16 protein-coding genes and 2 pseudogenes are annotated in these 17,932 nt (G+C 34.2%); 5 read left to right on the top strand and 13 right to left on the bottom strand.

Features of this window, described 5'->3' with window-relative positions; all coding sequences use genetic code 11:
- The first annotated feature begins 46 nt into the window (after window positions 1-46).
- Window positions 47-1,105 (top strand): coiled-coil domain-containing protein, encoded by a 1,059-nt coding sequence (locus K6959_RS04195; RefSeq protein WP_223087721.1) that lies wholly within the window; start codon window positions 47-49, stop codon window positions 1,103-1,105.
- 60 nt (window positions 1,106-1,165) lie between these two features.
- Here the strand turns inward: K6959_RS04195 and K6959_RS04190 are convergent, their stop codons facing one another.
- The 4 genes from K6959_RS04190 to K6959_RS04175 are packed head-to-tail and all read right to left on the bottom strand — an operon-like array spanning window position 1,166 to window position 3,983.
- Window positions 1,166-2,065: an RluA family pseudouridine synthase gene (locus K6959_RS04190; RefSeq protein ID WP_163240567.1), complete on the bottom strand. Its 900-nt coding sequence runs from the start codon at window positions 2,063-2,065 to the stop codon at window positions 1,166-1,168.
- A 20-nt stretch (window positions 2,066-2,085) separates the two neighbouring features.
- Window positions 2,086-2,883 carry an NAD kinase gene (locus K6959_RS04185; protein ID WP_163240569.1) on the bottom strand — a complete coding sequence of 266 codons (798 nt, stop codon included), beginning with the start codon at window positions 2,881-2,883 and terminating at the stop codon, window positions 2,086-2,088.
- A 24-nt stretch (window positions 2,884-2,907) separates the two neighbouring features.
- Window positions 2,908-3,564, bottom strand: coding sequence for a GTP diphosphokinase (locus tag K6959_RS04180; RefSeq protein WP_163240571.1), 657 nt, complete (start codon window positions 3,562-3,564; stop codon window positions 2,908-2,910).
- Window positions 3,565-3,614: 50 nt separating this feature from the next.
- Window positions 3,615-3,983, bottom strand: coding sequence for a UPF0738 family protein (locus K6959_RS04175; RefSeq protein ID WP_163240573.1), 369 nt, complete (start codon window positions 3,981-3,983; stop codon window positions 3,615-3,617).
- A gap of 256 nt (window positions 3,984-4,239) precedes the next feature.
- On the opposite strand from K6959_RS04175, the gene K6959_RS04170 reads away from it, so the two are divergent.
- The 3 genes from K6959_RS04170 to K6959_RS04160 all read left to right on the top strand — a co-directional run bounded on the left by K6959_RS04170 (window position 4,240) and on the right by K6959_RS04160 (window position 6,275).
- Complete coding sequence (locus K6959_RS04170; RefSeq protein WP_223087719.1) at window positions 4,240-4,827, top strand: CYTH domain-containing protein; 588 nt, start codon at window positions 4,240-4,242, stop codon at window positions 4,825-4,827.
- 150 nt (window positions 4,828-4,977) lie between these two features.
- Window positions 4,978-5,385: a globin domain-containing protein gene (locus K6959_RS04165; RefSeq protein WP_163240577.1), complete on the top strand. Its 408-nt coding sequence runs from the start codon at window positions 4,978-4,980 to the stop codon at window positions 5,383-5,385.
- Window positions 5,382-6,275, top strand: a complete 894-nt coding sequence (locus K6959_RS04160; RefSeq protein WP_262421890.1) for a ClpXP adapter SpxH family protein — start codon at window positions 5,382-5,384, stop codon at window positions 6,273-6,275. Before K6959_RS04165 ends, K6959_RS04160 begins: the two co-directional genes overlap by 4 nt.
- Window positions 6,276-6,821: 546 nt before the next feature.
- Here the strand turns inward: K6959_RS04160 and pepF are convergent.
- The 5 genes and pseudogenes from pepF to spxA all read right to left on the bottom strand — a co-directional run bounded on the left by pepF (window position 6,822) and on the right by spxA (window position 13,144).
- Window positions 6,822-8,645, bottom strand: a pseudogene (gene pepF / locus K6959_RS04155) (oligoendopeptidase F).
- A gap of 223 nt (window positions 8,646-8,868) precedes the next feature.
- Complete coding sequence (locus tag K6959_RS04150; protein ID WP_163240581.1) at window positions 8,869-10,074, bottom strand: competence protein CoiA; 1,206 nt, start codon at window positions 10,072-10,074, stop codon at window positions 8,869-8,871.
- Window positions 10,075-10,135: 61 nt separating this feature from the next.
- Window positions 10,136-11,649: pseudogene (gene cls, locus K6959_RS04145) on the bottom strand (cardiolipin synthase).
- 106 nt (window positions 11,650-11,755) lie between these two features.
- The gene (gene mecA, locus K6959_RS04140) at window positions 11,756-12,421 is read right to left on the bottom strand and encodes an adaptor protein MecA (RefSeq protein ID WP_163240585.1); all 666 of its coding nucleotides are present in this window, start codon (window positions 12,419-12,421) and stop codon (window positions 11,756-11,758) included.
- A gap of 327 nt (window positions 12,422-12,748) precedes the next feature.
- Entirely contained in the window at window positions 12,749-13,144 is a 396-nt protein-coding gene (gene spxA / locus K6959_RS04135; RefSeq protein ID WP_163240587.1) for a transcriptional regulator SpxA, read from the bottom strand.
- A 507-nt stretch (window positions 13,145-13,651) separates the two neighbouring features.
- Between spxA and K6959_RS04130 the strand changes: the two genes are divergently transcribed.
- Window positions 13,652-13,840, top strand: coding sequence for a hypothetical protein (locus tag K6959_RS04130; RefSeq protein ID WP_163240589.1), 189 nt, complete (start codon window positions 13,652-13,654; stop codon window positions 13,838-13,840).
- Between the two features lie 209 nt (window positions 13,841-14,049).
- Here the strand turns inward: K6959_RS04130 and K6959_RS04125 are convergent, their stop codons facing one another.
- Genes K6959_RS04125 through K6959_RS04110 form a run of 4 tightly spaced genes read right to left on the bottom strand, consistent with a single transcriptional unit; the run spans window position 14,050 to window position 17,926 of the window.
- On the bottom strand, window positions 14,050-14,988 hold the full coding sequence (locus K6959_RS04125) for an ABC transporter ATP-binding protein (RefSeq protein WP_223087717.1): 939 nt from the start codon (window positions 14,986-14,988) through the stop codon (window positions 14,050-14,052).
- Window position 14,989: 1 nt separating this feature from the next.
- Entirely contained in the window at window positions 14,990-16,057 is a 1,068-nt protein-coding gene (locus tag K6959_RS04120; RefSeq protein WP_163240593.1) for an ABC transporter ATP-binding protein, read from the bottom strand.
- Window positions 16,058-16,069: 12 nt separating this feature from the next.
- Window positions 16,070-16,987 (bottom strand): ABC transporter permease, encoded by a 918-nt coding sequence (locus K6959_RS04115; RefSeq protein ID WP_163240595.1) that lies wholly within the window; start codon window positions 16,985-16,987, stop codon window positions 16,070-16,072.
- A gap of 3 nt (window positions 16,988-16,990) precedes the next feature.
- Window positions 16,991-17,926 carry an ABC transporter permease gene (locus K6959_RS04110; RefSeq protein WP_223087715.1) on the bottom strand — a complete coding sequence of 312 codons (936 nt, stop codon included), beginning with the start codon at window positions 17,924-17,926 and terminating at the stop codon, window positions 16,991-16,993.
- Window positions 17,927-17,932: the final 6 nt, after the last annotated feature.

Here is a 17,932-nt window from a genome sequence, read left to right as displayed (position 1 = left end):
TGCATATTATAATGAAGCTAAATTTGCCACACGAGGAGGGATATCAATGAAACAAAGTATAAATCGCCTCAATAAAACTCAACTTCAACAACAATTAATATATTTTAAATCGGAACTAACAAAGTTTAAAAAGATGGTGGAAAGTTATCAAGAAGATTATCATTATAGCCAGCTTAAAGTTCTTAAACGTGAAAATGAGCAGTTAAAAAATGAAGCAAAACAATATCAATTGCAGTTGAGGGAGATTGAGAAAGAGACAGAAACAAGAAACAACAAACAACAGACAGAACTCGAACAAAATTATCACAAAATAGATTTTTTAGAGAAGGTAACAGTAAGACAACAAAAAGAGATAATTCAACTGCAAAAAGAAAATGTACAATATCAGGAGGAACTTCATGAGCAAAATGAGCTTGATAAAAAATTACAACAGCAATTGAAGATGTTAGCAGCAGAAAATGAACAGTTACGCGAACAACAAACGAAGTTTAAGCAAAAAAACTTACAGCAAAAAACGTATATCGATTTGTTAAATTGCGAAATAAGTGATAAAAGATTATTTGAAGAAAAAACGGCAAAAAGAATTTACGAGCTTGAAGTCCAACTATGGGATGATCATCATGCTTACAAAGAGTTACTGGAAGAAAATGAACGGCTGCATAAACGAATTGATAAGGAAATCATATTACAGCATGAATTGCATATGAAAACAAAAGATTTACAGCAAAAAATGAATTTATATAAAATAAACGAAATAGCCTATGAAAAACAATTAAATGACTTACAAAATATAAATGCTACATTATCAGCTGAAATAGCACGATTCAACAAAGAGCGCTCACATAATGAACTTGAACTCTCTGCAAAAATAAAGGAATTGCGCAATGAGCTTAACACATATAATCACAGCTCTACTATTCATAAAGATGATGAAGATGAAAACAAGCAATTACAACAACAAATAAATGAAATTATTTTACAAATAAACAAAGATGAGGACGAGTTAAATAAAAATATTTCTACTATTAACCATGTAGAGCTACAAATTAACCAATTAATGGAGGAAATTAATACAATTAAAAAAATAGGGAGTTGCAATAAATGAATCTAAACGAACTTATATATAAACAACTAAAGCATAGAAAATAAGCCGTAAATAATCGGCTTATTTTTCATTTTGCTGTAAAATTCTCATGTCTTCCTGTAAAGGAGCGCAAAATTGCAGACGTTCTTTTGTAAATGGATGAATAAAGCTAATCTTACTGCAATGGAGTGCTTGTCTAGAAATTCTTTGCTTACTTCCACCGTATAGTTCATCTCCAAGAAGCGGATGTCCAATGTATGAAAGATGAACACGAATTTGATGTGTCCTGCCTGTTTCCAGTGATAATTCTAAGTGGGTATAAGTTTCATAACGGTTGATCACTTTATAATGTGTTGAGGCCTTTTTACCATGAGGATGTACTTGCCTTTCTATAATACTGTCTTCCTTTCTTGCAATGGGTTCATTAATCATCCCGTTTTGTTTGCTTATAACGCCCTCTGCAAATGCTTCGTATATTCTTTCCACTTCGTTCTTTAATTGTTGTTGACTAAATAAGTGATGAATATGCCGATGCTTCGCGATTAATACAAGCCCTGAAGTATCCCGATCTAATCTCGTTACAATATGAACAGTGGCTTGAATACCACTTTTGTTATAATGGCCTATTAATGCATTTGCAAGACTGCCTGATGGATGCTCTCGTGATGGAATTGTATTCATTCCAGCCCGCTTATTGATGACTAATAAGTAATCATCTTCATATAAAATATGTAAAGAGATGTCCTCGCCTTGCAAACTGGCACTTGGCAATTCAGGCGGAAACTTTACCACTAACAAATCATCTGTTTCTAGTTTGTAACGTACAGTCACAGTTTGTCCATTAACAGCAATTTGCCCACCTTTAAATTTAATATCGGTCAAGGCCGTTTTTGAAATACTTTTTTCTTTTAAAAAATCGCGAATAAAAGTCCCCTCAGCAGAAGGTTCGATTTTCCATTGAAGTATAAACTGTTTTGTCATTTACGATCGTCCTTATCCTTTTAATCCCCAGAAACGAATGAGTCATGAACTCGTTTCCAAAATGGGAACGGCCGAAAACGGGCAAACCTAATTTTTTCATCAGAAACACGAAACTGAATCGACTTTACATCTTTATGAAGCAACGTTAAGTGATCGACAGTAATTTGAAAATCAGGTCCGTTAACTGGCTTAAGCATACATGTATGATGTGCTGGTAAAATGAGGGGGGAGCCGATCGTTCGAAACACTTTATTATTAATTGAGGCCATTTCAGCTACTTGAATAGCAGCAATCGATGGATGAATAATGGCTCCGCCCAAAGCTTTATTGTAAGCTGTACTGCCTGATGGGGTTGAAATACATAATCCATCTCCCCGAAAACGTTCAAAATGCTGACCGCGAATTTCTACATCCATAACAAGTGTTCCTTCAACACTTTTCACTGTTGATTCATTTAAAGCTAAATAACGAGTTTCTTTTCCGCCATGCTGATAACGAATAATGACTTCGAGTAACGGATATTCAACTATTTGGTACGGAGTTTTCGCAATGGCGATGACAAGCTTTTCCATTTCTTCAGGAATCCAATCGGCATAAAAGCCTAAATGGCCTGTGTGAATACCAACAAAAGCAGTCTTATCGAGTCTACTGCTATACCGATGAAACGCATATAAAAGTGTTCCGTCTCCACCGATAGAAATTACAATATCTGGCTGATCTTCATCATAAACGAGATCAAAATTCATTAAATATGTACGCATTTTATGCATTAACGTATTTGATTTTGGATCGCCTTTAGATGTAATTGCAAATTTCATCGTCATCATACTCCCTATTTAAATTTATCCTGAATGTCGTGGCAATTTTCTACTTTCTTGCTGTAATTCCTTTTTAAAAGTGAAAAAAACTTGTGCATCTTGAATTTCACCGCGAATTTGCGACATTTCTTCATCAAGTCTAAAAGCAGCTTCAGCTGCACGTTGAAGACGTATGCGAATCTCGTCTGGAATTTGTCCTTTATATTTATAGTTTAATGAGTGTTCAATTGTTGCCCAAAAATTCATCGCTAATGTCCTAATTTGAATTTCCGCCAATATTTTTTTTTCTCCATGAATCGTTTGAACCGGATATTGAATCACTACATGATAAGATCGGTAGCCGCTCACTTTCTTATGTGAAATATAATCTCTTTCTTCAACAATTTCAAAGTCATTACGGTTCCTTAATAACTCGACAACAATTTTAATATCGTCGACAAATTGGCACATCATCCGAAGCCCGGCAATATCCTGTATTTCTGTTTCTAGCCTGTCAAGGGGAATTCCTTTTTGATTTGCTTTATCTAAAATACTCGCGATCGGTTTCACCCTACCTGTAACAAACTCAATTGGCGAATGGGCAGAATCAAGGTCAAATTGGCTTCTCATCCCCCTGAGCTTAATTTTCAGCTCTTCAACCGCTTGTTTGTATGGTCCTAAAAACTGATCCCAATGATTCATTTATTAAACACCACCGCATTAAAAATTACATGAAAAAGTAAAGGATCTTTTTATAAAAAGAGACTTTCCACTTTATTTACCATTTCTTCACCATAATTGCTGTTTCCTTTTATATTTTCAATTAAATAATTTAATTCACCATGAAAACCATTTAAATACAAGCGCGAGTCTTTTCCAACAACAACTACGGGTAGATTTTTCGTTAACGCTATTTTCAATTCAGGCCAAATCTGTTCATGTAAAACAATGTATGTAAATGTTTCCTCATTTTCAGTTATATAAATAAACGCAAAATGATCAGAATCTACTAATACTTGCCCGCGATCTTTTAAATTTGTTAAAGATTGTTTTGTTTCAGAATACAAGTTGAGCTCCTGATCTTTAATTGATACACTGTTAATAATTATTTTTTCTCTCATTTTCTCTTACCTCCAAGCTCTTCTATTTTATCATAAAAAGAACGGTTCCCCTAAATTCACAACAACAAATTTTTAAATTATTATTAGGACTAGCTTATTTTATCTCTGACGAAATGAAACGAGAAAGAAAAGTCTAAAAACCTTTTAGCAACACTAAAAAGGCGTATGATATCATTTCACACGGATAAAGCTAAACAAGAAAAAGCAATTCTTAACCTAAACGTAATATAACGCATGAAAGGAAGGAAGAAAGACGTTGACACACCATTTAGAAATTGAATTTAAAAATTTACTTACAAAAGAAGAGTTTATCCGTTTAAAGCAATTTTTTCAGATAAAAAATGACGAGTTTTTTAAACAAGAAAATCATTATTTTGATACGAAGCAATTTACGTTAAGAAATGCAAAATCTGCATTAAGAATTCGTGAAATAAATGGCCGATTTGAATTGACATTAAAGCAGAAAGTAAAAGATGGCCATTTAGAGATAAATGAAATGATTCCTGAAGCTGCCGCAAAAAGAATGTTTGAAAAAAAATTATTTCCACATGGGGAAATTTCTAAAACTATTGAAACACTTAAGATCAATTTAACTGACATTGAGTATTTCGGCTCTTTAAAGACGATTCGAGCCGAACGAAAATATAAAGATGGCTTAATCGTTTTAGATCATAGCTTCTATTTAAACGAAGAAGATTTTGAGCTAGAATATGAAGTGAAAAATAAACAGACGGGGCAAAAAGTCTTCTTTCAGCTTCTTCATGAAATCGGAATCCCTCTAAGGGGAGCAGATAATAAAATTCAACGTTTTTTTAAACAAAAAAACTTTACAAATGAACAGTGAATCGTTTTTGCTTTAACTTATTTTTATCCATATATACTCCTGTTTTTGTTTTTTGTCATGATTAAAAGGCGATTTATTTGAGTTATAAACAGCCCATTGCTAAAATAATACATAAAGAATGGTTATTATAAGTTAAAGGAGTTAATCAACATGGTTTCTAATATACCAACACCATATGATGCAATTGGCGAAGAAATGCTTCATCAATTAGTCGATGCTTTTTATCGCCGGGTTGGAAAGCACTCTGATCTCGCTCCTATTTTTCCTAAAGATTTAACGGAAACCGCAAGAAAACAAAAGCAATTCCTTACGCAATTTCTTGGGGGACCGCCAATATATACGGCCGAACACGGACACCCGATGCTCCGAGCTCGACACATGCCTTTCGAAATTACACCTAAAAGGCAAGATGCCTGGCTTTCATGTATGAATGAAGCAATGGATGAAGTTGGGTTGAAAGGACAAATACGCGAATATTTTTATACAAGATTAACAATCACTGCACAACATATGGTTAATACGCCAGATAATACATCAATGAAAGGTGACGTGACTTGAGGGAACTAGAAAAAAAATATAATCAAGAGTCAACGACGAATGATAAATCCCATCATTGCCATGGCAGTGATAAAAAGCCTCTTGAAATTTATATGTTTATTGATCCCCTTTGTCCAGAATGCTGGGCTCTTGAACCTATTTTAAAAAAACTGCAAATCGAATATGGGTGTTATTTTTCGTTAAAGTATGTGTTAAGCGGTCGATTGGCTACGTTAAATTTAAATTCGCGAAGGAAATTTAAAAGTATTGCTGAATTGTGGGAAAAAACAGCAAGCCGCTCAGGTATGTCCTGTGATGGGGGTGTTTGGTTTCAAAATCCAATTTCCTCTCCTTTCCTTGCTTCAGTTGCAATCAAAGCTGCTGAACTTCAAGGAAGAAGAGCCGGAATTCGTTTTTTAAGGAAACTTCGGGAATTTCTTTTTCTTGAGAAGCAAAATATTTCTAATATAGATATCCTAATACAATGTGCTAAAAATGCTAATTTAGAAGTAGAAGAATTTTTATCTGATATTCATTCTGAAAGTGCTGCAAAAGCATTTCAATGTGATTTAAAGATTACTTCTGAAATGGAAGTTAACGAAATCCCTACCCTCGTATTTTTTAATGAAAATATCGAAGAAGAAGGAATTAAAGTAACAGGATATTATCAATATGATGTGTACGTTCAAGTGTTGGAAGAAATGATCTCAACTCAGCTTACGAGAAATGAGCCACCTCCACTTGAAGTGTTTTTAAAGCATTTTAAAGTAGTTGCCTCGAAAGAAAATGCTCTTGTTTATAATATGACGGTAAATGATGTCGAGCATCATATGAGGAAACTAATCTTAAAACAAGTAGTGGAACGAATCCCTGTAAAGTTCGGAACATTTTGGAAATACATTGGTCAATAATGAGAAAAGCCCTTGCACTGCTGCAAGGGCTTTTCTCATTTAACACGAACAAAGGGGATGGGAGAAATTTTTCACGGTCAAACAAAGGGGTATATGTTTGTTTGTGATCAACTTCACATCTAAAATATATCATATCACGATTTTAGATGTATGTAAGGCAATAAGTTTGTTCGTTGTTTCACAATATTGTCAAAAAAAAAGAATGTTCTAAAGGACAACTACATATGTATACATAGACGATCAGTAATGGGGCATTTTAAGGAGGAGAAGTTTTTTGCATAAAATCATTATCTGCCTACTTATTTTATGTCTTTTATTTTCTTTTTTACTGCAAGTACTTGGCTTAATGAAGATAATACCTCTTTATATTAGTTCCCCTGTGTTGTTTATATCACTTTTTATTTTCTTATATTATTTAAATGACCGGAAAAGATTTAAAGGTTTTCGCAGCAGGTGAATATTAAATAGTTTTTTTGTACCAATACATTACGATAAATAAAAATTGAGCTGCCATGTCTTTTAAACACGGTAGCTCAATTTCCTCTTCTATGATAAAATACTTTCCATTTCGGCTAATTTTTCAGCGAATACTTTACATCCATCTTGAATCGGTTTGGCACTTGTCATATCGACACCAGCCTTTTTTTTTACACTTCGATAGGAAAATCTGAGCTTCCTGCTTTTAAGAAATCAAGATAACGTGCAACAGCCGGTCTTCCTTCTTCAAGAATTTGTTTACTTAACGCCGTTGCGGCACTATAGCCTGTCGCATATTGATACACGTAATAATTGTAATAAAAATGAGGGATTCGTGCCCATTCCAAACCGATTTCTTCATCAATTTCAATTGCTTCTGTGCCAAAGTATTTTTTTTTTTTTAATGATATAATATTCATCTGTCAACAGCTCTGCTGTTAACGCTTCTCCAGCTTGAGCTTTCTCATGAAGAAGATGCTCGTACTCAGCAAACATCGTTTGCCGGAATACAGTTCCACGGAATCCTTCTAAAAAATGATTTAATAAATAAAGTCGCTTTTGTTCATCGTCTACTGTTTTTAGCAAATAATCATTTAGCAATGCTTCATTACACGTTGAAGCTACTTCAGCTAAGAAAATCGAATAGCTTCCGTACGGATAAGGCTGTGTTTTTTGTGTGTAATAGCTATGAACAGAATGCCCTAATTCATGTGCAAGTGTAAATAAATTATTTACATTATTTTGCCAGTTTAATAAAATATATGGATTTGTCCCATATGCTCCTGACGAATACGCTCCGCTTCGCTTTCCTTTATTCTCATGAACATCGATCCAGCGATTTTCAAAGCCTTCTTTTAAAACATTTAAATATTCCTCTCCAAGCGGTGCTAGTCCTTTTAAAATAATCTCTTTTGCCTCTTCATATTCAATATCCATTTTTACATTTTTAACAAGTGGTGTATATAAATCGTACATATGTAGCTTATCGACACGAAGCACTTTTTTACGAAGCTCTACATATCGATGCAAAAGCTCAAGATTTTCATTAATTGTATGAACTAAAATATCATATACACTTTCTGGTATATGATCTGCAGATAGTGCAGCATGACGAGCAGAATGATATTTTCGAACACGGGCATTAAAATTATCTTTTTTCACTTGACCACTTAAAGTGCTTGAAAAAGTATTTTTAAATTTTCCATATGTTTCATACACTGCTTTAAAAGCATCACGGCGTACTCTGGCGTCTTCACTTTCAAGAAAACTGATAAATCTGCCATGCGTTACTTCTACTTCTTTTCCCTCTTCGTCTTTAATATTAGGAAAAAATAAATCAGCATTGTTTAACATTCCAAACGTATTACTTGATACATTTAATACTTCTCCAGCTTCAGCTAATAATGCTTCTTGCTCCGCTGGAAGGACGTGCGGACGCTGTAAATTCATTTCTTTAAAAGCATGTTCATATAACTTTAATTCTTGTTTTTCCTCCATATAGCCATTAATTAGAGATTCATCAATTGCCAAAAGCTCTGGAACAATAAATGATAAGGCACTCGCAATTTGAGTATATAAATTTTTTGCTCGGTCATCTAAACCTTGATAAAAGGAATTAGTTGTATCCTGATCAGAGCGCATATGAGCATATGTATACAGCTTCCCCATCCGCTCTAGTATTTCATCTTGAAATTGAAGTGCATGATACAAAGTTTCAGCACTTTCACTAAGCTTTCCTTTAAACTCACTTACTTTCGGAATGAATGCCTTTATGTTGTCATATTCTTTATTCCATTCCTCGTCAGTGGGGAAAATATCCTCTAATCGCCACGTTTCTTCAATATTTATTTCACTTCTAGCTGGAAGTTTTTTTACTTGAGATTCATTTGTCATAAAGACCCTCCATTCAATATTTCGATGTTCGAAACGTTCCTGCTTAATCATTTCAACATTCCAAAAAACTCCATCTTTCTCATTTGTATAGGATTGCTGTCTAATCGAATGAGTCTAATAAGATTTTCCTAATAAAAAATACCTTAAGTATATCATATGTTTAATTACACCTTTTATCAATATTCACTCCACCGTATAGATGAAGAAAAGCTCGTTTTACGTTTCATGATCGCTCTCTTATGGAAATAAAGTGATCATTTATCATTGTCTCATAATAATCATCGTTAAATTGCCTCTCTTTTTCTTTTAATGCAATTATTTTTCTCTTAACCTTAAATGTATCTGTCGCTAATTTTTTCAATACATCTACTTTCTCAAGGAGATGTATATATTCTTTAATCACTTCCAAATAATGGCTTGTAGAATAAAACGGGATCTTTCTAATTTTGATATCTCCTTTTACTAATCTTCGCTTAAATACTTCATACACATCTTGAACATAAATTAAATCATTTATTTGCTTTTCTTTTAATAAATCAAGATATAAATATATTTGCCAAATAATTGGTGGGCTATAAACTAGCGGAGCTGAGGGAACAGGTAACCCAATTTCCGGAGGCAGTGAAGTGAGTGTTTCTCCATGTTGATAAAGTTCTTGTATGATCGGGTTTTTATAAGCCGTGGGAGAATGCAGCATATTTTTTTTATAAGTTTGCAAACTTGCTAACCATTCACGTGCAAACGGAGGTGCTTTAAAATGAGGAGATAACATCGTTTGAATGCTCATTTTTGATGCTTTTGCGATATCAATATTTGCTAATACATTTCGAATCGATAACGGAAGGATTTGATGAAGAGTGATAAAATGAGCTGTGTCGGGGCAATATGAACGAATGATCCATTGCTTTTTCAATATTTCGGCAAGAAACATACTTTGAAAATTTGATAACGAATAAGACCGTCCTGACTTCCGTTTTATTTGTTTTGCACCTATCACCCAAATTGGATTATAGCCATGTAAAATGTATTGTTTTGTTCTTTTCATAAATAATTGTTCACTAATTGGTGAACATTGATATTCGATGACGTACGTTCTGTTCCGATAAGTAAATAATAAATCGGGACGTTGTTGAATTTTCTTTTCATAAGGCTCAAGCAAAGGATTTACATGTTGTTGCTGCAACCAATAATATAACTGCAGTTTCCCCGCTAGGTGGTATTCCGTTTCTGGTTCCATTTGAAAACGGCATTCGCTTCCTCTTTGATGGGAAAAATGAAAAATACGTTTCGTCCCTAACTTTAAAACTACTTTCTCATTACAGCAAGGACAAAAAAATTCCTCACTTTGTCGCAATTTTAATAAGAATGGCCGATCCTTTTGATTGGCGAGTGAAAAAAGAAGACCATTCTTTGTTGTTGCAATGAGCATTTTATCCCTCCCTTCATTAATATATTTTCTTTATAAATATCGTAATTCCTCCTTTTTCGTACTATAAAAATGGCGATAAAAGACGTGACGTAGACTCAAGAAAACGTATTCCTAAATGCCGCTTGTTAAAGGTTTCGCTTTCGATTAATTTTGAATGGCGTAAATCATTGATAAAATCGTTTACGAGTGACTGGGTGCTTCTTGTGCGAAATAAAAAGGCATTAACTTCAAAGTTTAAATGAAAGCTTCTCATGTCCATGTTCGATGTTCCAATTGAGGCAAGCTCATCATCGACAATAACAATTTTGCTGTGCATAAAACCTTTCTCATATTCAAAAATTTTCACACCAGCTTGGAGCAATTGGGGAAAATAAGAGCGTGATGCATGAAACACGATCCATTTATCAGGTTTTTTTGGTACAAGAAGTCTAACATCAATTCCGCTTAATGCAGCTACTTTTATTGCTGAGAAAATATCTTCATCTGGAATAAAATAAGGCGATGCAATCCAAACTGATTTTTTTGCTGTCGAGATCATTGAAAAGAAAATATTTTTGATAACACTCCATTCAGTATCAGGTCCGCCTGCAATAAGCTGAACTCCTCCATGAATATTCTCCTCTAATTCAGGAGATAAGTACTCAATTGTTAATAAGCTTTCACTTGTCATGTAATACCAGTCTTGTAAAAAAATCAATTGCAGTGACCTAACAGCCTCCCCCCTTACCATTAAGTGTGTATCACGCCAAAATCCAAAGCTTTCTACTTTTCCTAAATATTCATCGCCAATATTTAATCCTCCGACAAAACCTAAACTCCCGTCAATCACGACAATTTTTCGATGATTACGGAAATTAAATTTACTATTTAAAACCGGAAAACGAACTGGACCAAACGGCACCATTTCAACGCCGCCATCCTTTAATTCTTGTATGTAGCGCTTAGAAAGCTGCCACGATCCAACTGCATCATACAAAAAACGAACCTTAATTCCTTCCTGTGCTTTTTCAATTAAAATATCTTTAATTTCTTGGCCAATCTCATCGTGACGAACGATATAATACTCTAAATGAATATGATGTGTCGCTTTTTTCAATGCTGCTAATATATGAGAAAATGTCTCATCTCCATTCGTTAATACTTTCGTTGCAGTAGCAAATGAAATCGGACTATTGCCAAGTTTTTGAGCTAAATAAAACAGCTTGCGCTGATGATCACCAATTTGTTTCATTTTTTTCTTCGTTGACAGGATCAAAATCGCCTTCAACCTTTAAAAAAAGCTTGTTTATCAAGGAAATATTTCTTTCGAAACATTCTCTCTTTTCGATAGTTTCTTCCAAACAGTATATAAAAGATAAATCCTATTAACGGAAAAACACCAAGAACAACTAACCATGTAACCGTTGTAGTCGGGTGGCGATTTTCAAGGAAAATAAGAAAAGCAATAAAAATAACTGATAACGAAATGAAAATACTGATTAAACCGATAACTCCACCTTCAATATAATCACGAAATAAATAAATAACAGCTCCTATAATCGCAATAAATAAAATAATTCTAACCGTATTTTTCAAAATATCTCACCTGCCAAATAAAACATCTATAATGTCTAACGATTTAACACTAAAAAAGATTCAATTAAAAGCTAAAAACCCGATTTCATATATGAAATCGGTTTCTTTAGCTAAAATGTTGTCTAATTGTGCGAAAGACATCTTTTGAAATAATCAAATGACCATATTCATCCAAAAGATGGATCGTAACCATCGTCTCATCACCGTATTCAAGCAGAATACTTAATATATTATCAATTTCAACCTCATCGTCATCATCATCAAACTCAACATATAAATAATATTTTCCTTCAAATGAATAAAGTTTTGTTTTTAACTCATCAAGTTCATACTGATGTGAGAGCGCAATGACATCTTCAAAATCTTCAAACGAGAGAAGAAATTCAAGACCATCATCGAAAGAAACGACTTCTATTTGTCCATCCTTATGTGTAAAGTGGTGATCAAGCAATTCTTCAATCCGATCATCAACAGGATGATCTTTTAATTTGTCACTAGGCACAGGTAGTTCGAATTTTTGTCCATCTTTTGAAAGCTGTGCTTTCGTAACAAGGACTTCTAAACCTTTTTCTAAAGCTTGTACTTGAATCCATAAAGGACCCTCGATAATAAATTCCTCTTCTTGATGAACTTCATCCATCATTTCCCAGAATAATTCTTCACTTCGTTCCCGATTATACCAAATTTCTTCCCTATCAAATCCTCTTTCTTCTATATCACCATACGAGATGTAAAATTTAACGGTATTTTCATTAATTCGTTCAATCTCCACGCAACTCTCTCCCTTCTTACATGTTATGGAAGGGACTAAATACCCCCAATTAATGTCAAGCTATTGTTGAACTTATCATCGTATAAATTTTAGTTTATACTTTGTACTTCTATTTTATGATAAAAACACACATAAGGGAAATAAAAGACGTCCTAATTATAAAAACAATCATTTGCCTAACAGCAGCGAACATTATTCTCACATATATAATTAAATTCCTTGTATTTTAACAAAAATTTAAACAAAACTCAATATCCACTTCCATCTCGTATAAAATTAAACAAGAAAAAGGCCTTCAACATCCTTTCGGATATGAAGACCCAATTTTTAGTTTACTAATCTTTGTGCTTCACGTAATTGGAATGTACGAACTCTTCTAGGGAGAAAGCGACGAATTTCGTCCTCATTATAACCAACCTGCAAACGCTTTTCATCAATAATAATTGGGCGGCGCAATAACCCAGGATTCTCCTTAATTAAATCAAAAAGCTCCTGTAAAGGCATTGTTTCTAAATTAACGCTTAATTTCTGAAATGTTTTTGACCTTGTAGAAATAATCTCATCTGTACCGTCCTCTGTCATCCGAAGAATTTCTTTAATTTCTTCAATTGTTAGTGGTTCAGAAAAAATATTTCTTTCTTTATAAGTAATGTTATGTTCTTCAAGCCATGATTTTGCTTTCCTACACGAAGTACAACTTGGTGAAGTGTATAAGGTAACCATTTACAAATTTCACACTCCTTCATTAAAAATTAACGTCGTTAAAAAACAGAAATACTGTACCATTATTCTTTAAAGGTTATCCCTAAATTAAAATCAATATAAACAAGTAATCTCTATTATTTATTATACACTAAACAAAATGTCCGTGGTAGATTTTTTTTACTTTTTTTTATCATTATGTAGGACAACTCCCTCCTCTAAAAAAAATCCCACTTATATTGACGAGAATTTTTAATAAAAAGTTTCATATCTTCTCTAAAAAAATTCTTTTTATTAATAATAATTAATGAGTATTTACCCTTTTTAGGCTAAATGCAAACATATTTGGAACAGGTTATTTGTTCTCAATTAATTGTTTGAAATGAAAAACAAATGAGTAAATTTTTCTTTTCCTTATAAAATTCAATTAGATTTTAAAGTCTTTACTGACCTCTTTAAATACACGTGCAATTTCGCTAAAATAAGGATATAATAAACATAGTGTAACTAAGGATGGAGGGGGATTCCATGGGTGAATACATAATGGATGTTGCAATCGTCGCCTTACTTGTTATTGGTATTACCGCAACTGTCGGTGTCATTACGAATGGAATTGGAACAGGTTTATTTGGCGGAAAAAATAAAAATGAATTTGTTGTTCAATCAAATAAAATACAAACTAATTGGAAAAGTGTCGGTGGTGGAAAAGGTAAATAATTTGATCGCATTTAGGGGCTATTTAAAAAGTCATTAACTTTTTAGATAGCTTCTTTTTTTAATTTACTCAACTTGAAAAAATTAATATTAAAAATAAAGTGAAAATTAAATAGATTTTTAATAAAAATTATTGTATGATAAAAACATGTAATGCGTTAATGTGAAAAAGTATAGAAAACGGGGCTATCCTAAAAGTAGCCCCGCAGATTTTAACTGTATTGTTTTTGATATTGCTTATATTCACTTTCAGAACAATAAACGAAATGTCCCGGATAAATTTCGCGCATTTCTAGTTTTTCATCTTTTGCGTAATTATGGACAGTTGGATCATAAGCTTTTCTTTTCCGTGTACGTTCTATTTCAGGATCAGGCAGAGGGATTGCTGATAATAAAGATTGCGTATATGGATGAATTGGATTTTTATATAAATTTTCACTAGGTGCAAGCTCAACAAGCTTACCAAAATACATGACCCCTATTCGATCACTAATATATTTTACCATGGATAAATCATGAGCAATAAAAAGATACGTCAATCCCTTTTCACGTTGTAACTTTTTTAATAAGTTAACAACTTGTGCTTGAATAGAAACATCAAGCGCTGAAATCGGCTCATCAGCAATAATAAATTCCGGTTCAACTGCTAATGCTCGTGCAATTCCGATTCTTTGCCTTTGACCGCCTGAAAATTCGTGAGGATAACGATTCGCATGCTCTCTATTTAGTCCAACCGTTTCAAGAAGCTTATTTACTCTTTCCATTCGTTCTTTTTTATTCTTAGCTAAACCATGAATGTCAATTCCTTCAGCAATAATGTCTGCTACTGTCATTCTTGGGTTTAATGAAGCATATGGATCTTGGAAGATCATTTGCATTTTGCGATTAAATTTTTTTAAAGCTTTCTTTGATTTTTTTCCGTGAACATTTTCACCATTAAATAAAACTTTACCAGCAGTGGCCTCATATAAGCGAATAATTGTTCTTCCTGTAGTCGACTTTCCGCAACCAGATTCACCGACAAGACCTAAAGTTTCTCCTTTGTAAATGTCAAATGAAATGCCGCCTACAGCCTTTACAACATTTCCTCCGCCAACATCAAAATGCTGTTTTAAGCTTTTTATTTCTAATAACTTTTCTCTTTCTGCCACTTCATTGATCCCCCTTTACTAACAAAGGAGTTTTAAAAGTATTGGATAATTGCCGCATTCGCTTCTTAACTGATTCAGGCGGTTTGATTTTCGGTGCATTTGGATGAAGCAGCCAAGTTTTTGCAAAGTGAGTATTTGAAATTTGAAACATTGGCGGTTCTTCTTCATAATCAATTGCCAAAGCGTATTCGTTTCTCGTTGCAAAAGCATCTCCTTTAGGTGGATTCGTTAAATCAGGAGGTGAACCTGGAATCGCATTAAGTTCTGATTTCTCATCATTATCGAGACTAGGCATTGAAGCGAGCAACCCCCAAGTATATGGATGACGCGGATCATAGAAAATTTCATCGACCGTACCCATCTCGACGATTTGCCCAGCATACATTACCGCTACACGATCTGCTACGTTAGCAACAACACCAAGGTCATGTGTAATGAAAATGATCGACGTTTCCATTTTTTGTTGAAGTTCTTTCATTAATTCTAAAATTTGTGCTTGTATCGTAACATCTAAAGCTGTCGTCGGTTCATCAGCAATTAATAATTTAGGGTTTGCTGCTAAAGCAATTGCAATCATAACCCTTTGTCTCATACCTCCAGAAAATTCATGCGGATATTGATTAACACGCTTTTCTGGAAATGGAATTCCCACGAGTTTAAGGAGCTCAATAGCACGATTTCCTGCATCTGATTTTGGCATATTTTGATGCTTTGCCAAAACTTCTATAATTTGTTTACCCACTTTCATTGTCGGGTTTAAAGAAGTCATTGGATCTTGGAAAATCATACTAATCTCTTTACCGCGAATTTTCTCCATTTGTTTATCCGTTTTTGGAACGAGATCTTCTCCTTTAAACAATATATGCCCGTTTGTGATTTTACCAGGAGGCATAGGAATTAATTTCATAATTGTTTGTGTTGTCACACTTTTACCCGATCCAGATTCACCAACAATCGCAAGTGTCTCCCCTTTGTAAAGATCAAAGCTGACACCACGAACTGCTTTTACTTCTCCTCCATATGTTTGGAATGAGACTTCTAAATCCTTTACCTCGAGCAATTTTTCCATTTTCTCACTCCCTTATTTTCTTAATCGTGGGTCTAGTGCATCCCGTAATCCATCACCAACAACGTTAAATGCAAATATCGTCACACTTATAAATAAAGCTGGGAAAAATAAGCGCCATGGATAATAACGTAATGCCGGCAATCCTTCTGATGCCATCGTTCCCCAACTTGCTACAGGAGGGGTTAATCCTAGACCTAAATAACTTAAAAAGGATTCAGTAAAAATGGCGGATGGAATTGTTAATGTCATGGTAACAAGAATAGGCCCTAACGAATTAGGAATGAGATGTTTTCGCATAATTCTAGAAGTATCTGCCCCTAATGTTTTAGCTGCTAAAACATACTCTTGATTCTTAAGCGACAACACTTGTCCTCTTACAATCCGAGCCATATTAATCCACCCAGTAATTGTCATTGCTAAAATCATTGTACCAACGCTTTGGCCTAAAACGACCATTAATAAAATAACTAATAATAAATATGGAACCCCATATAAAACATCGGCAATTCGCATCATAATATCATCTGTCCGACCGCCTTTATAACCTGAAAATCCTCCCCAAATAACCCCGATGAAAAGGTCTACTAAGGCAGCAGCAACACCGACAAGCAAAGAAATTCGTGCACCTTCCCAAGTACGAGTAAAGACATCACGACCAAGATCATCCGTTCCAAACCAATGTTCTGCCGAAGGAGGCTGATTTTTATTTGTTAAATCGTTTGTCGCATAGTCATAAGACGTCATATATGGTCCAAAGATTGCCATAAATAAAAGAGCAAACAGTAAAACAAGTCCTAACATGGCAAGCTTGTTTTTTCGAAATCGAATTGATACATCTTTCCAAAAAGATAAACTAGGCTTTGAAATTATTTCGGCATCCGATGTTTTCGGACCGACATGCTGAAATTTTTCTTTTGATAACTGTTCCATTTATTACTCTCCTTTCTTACCGCCTGCCAGTTTGATGCGTGGATCAATAAATCCGTACGCAATGTCGACAAGGAGAATAGAGACCAAAAGTATAATACTATAAAAAAAGGGAATTCCCATTATGACGGTATAATCACGATTTCCGATACTTAATACGAAATGAGATCCTAATCCAGGGATACCGAAGATTTTTTCAATTACAAAGCTTCCTGTAATGACTCCGGCTGAAAGTGGACCTAAATAAGATACAACAGGAAGTAGTGCGTTTCGTATTGTATGTTTAATTGTAATAGCCCATTGATTGAGCCCCTTTGCTTTAGCTGTTTTAATATAATCATTACTTAACACTTCAAGCATACTAGAGCGGGTTAAACGCGCAATAAAAGCCATCGGTGTTGATGCAAGTGCAAGTGCAGGTAATATTGTATGAGCAAATGACTCCCATCTCGCCACCGGGAACACCCCAGCTTTAATCGCTAAAAAGTATTGTAATATCGTCGCCATTATAAATGAAGGGACTGATATCCCCATTACAGCTACAATCATTGCTGAGTAATCCTGCCATTTATTATGCTTCAGTGCGGCAATGACTCCTAAGATCATCCCTAAAGAAACGGCTAACAGAATGGCTTCAACACCTAAAATAAGAGAAATCGGAAATCCTTCGTTAATTAAGTCATTAACAGTTTGGCTTTTATATTTAAAAGACGGGCCGAAATCCCATTTTGCTATTCTAACTAAATAATCAACATACTGCATATACCAAGGTTGATCCAGTCCATAGTGAGCATTTAAATTAGCCTCAATTTCAGGAGGGAGTTTTTTCTCGGAAGTAAACGGATTACCCGGTGCTATACGCATTAAAAAAAACGTTGCTGTTATAATAAGCCACAAAGAAATAATTAAGTACAGCAAACGCTTTCCGATATATCTTGCCAATCATGA

The organism is Bacillus aquiflavi, assembly GCF_019915265.1.
GTDB classification, from domain to species: Bacteria; Bacillota; Bacilli; order Bacillales; family Cytobacillaceae; genus Bacillus_BT; species Bacillus_BT aquiflavi.
Note: the sequence above shows the minus strand (reverse complement) of the source record. Positions and strands in the feature narration are given on the sequence as shown.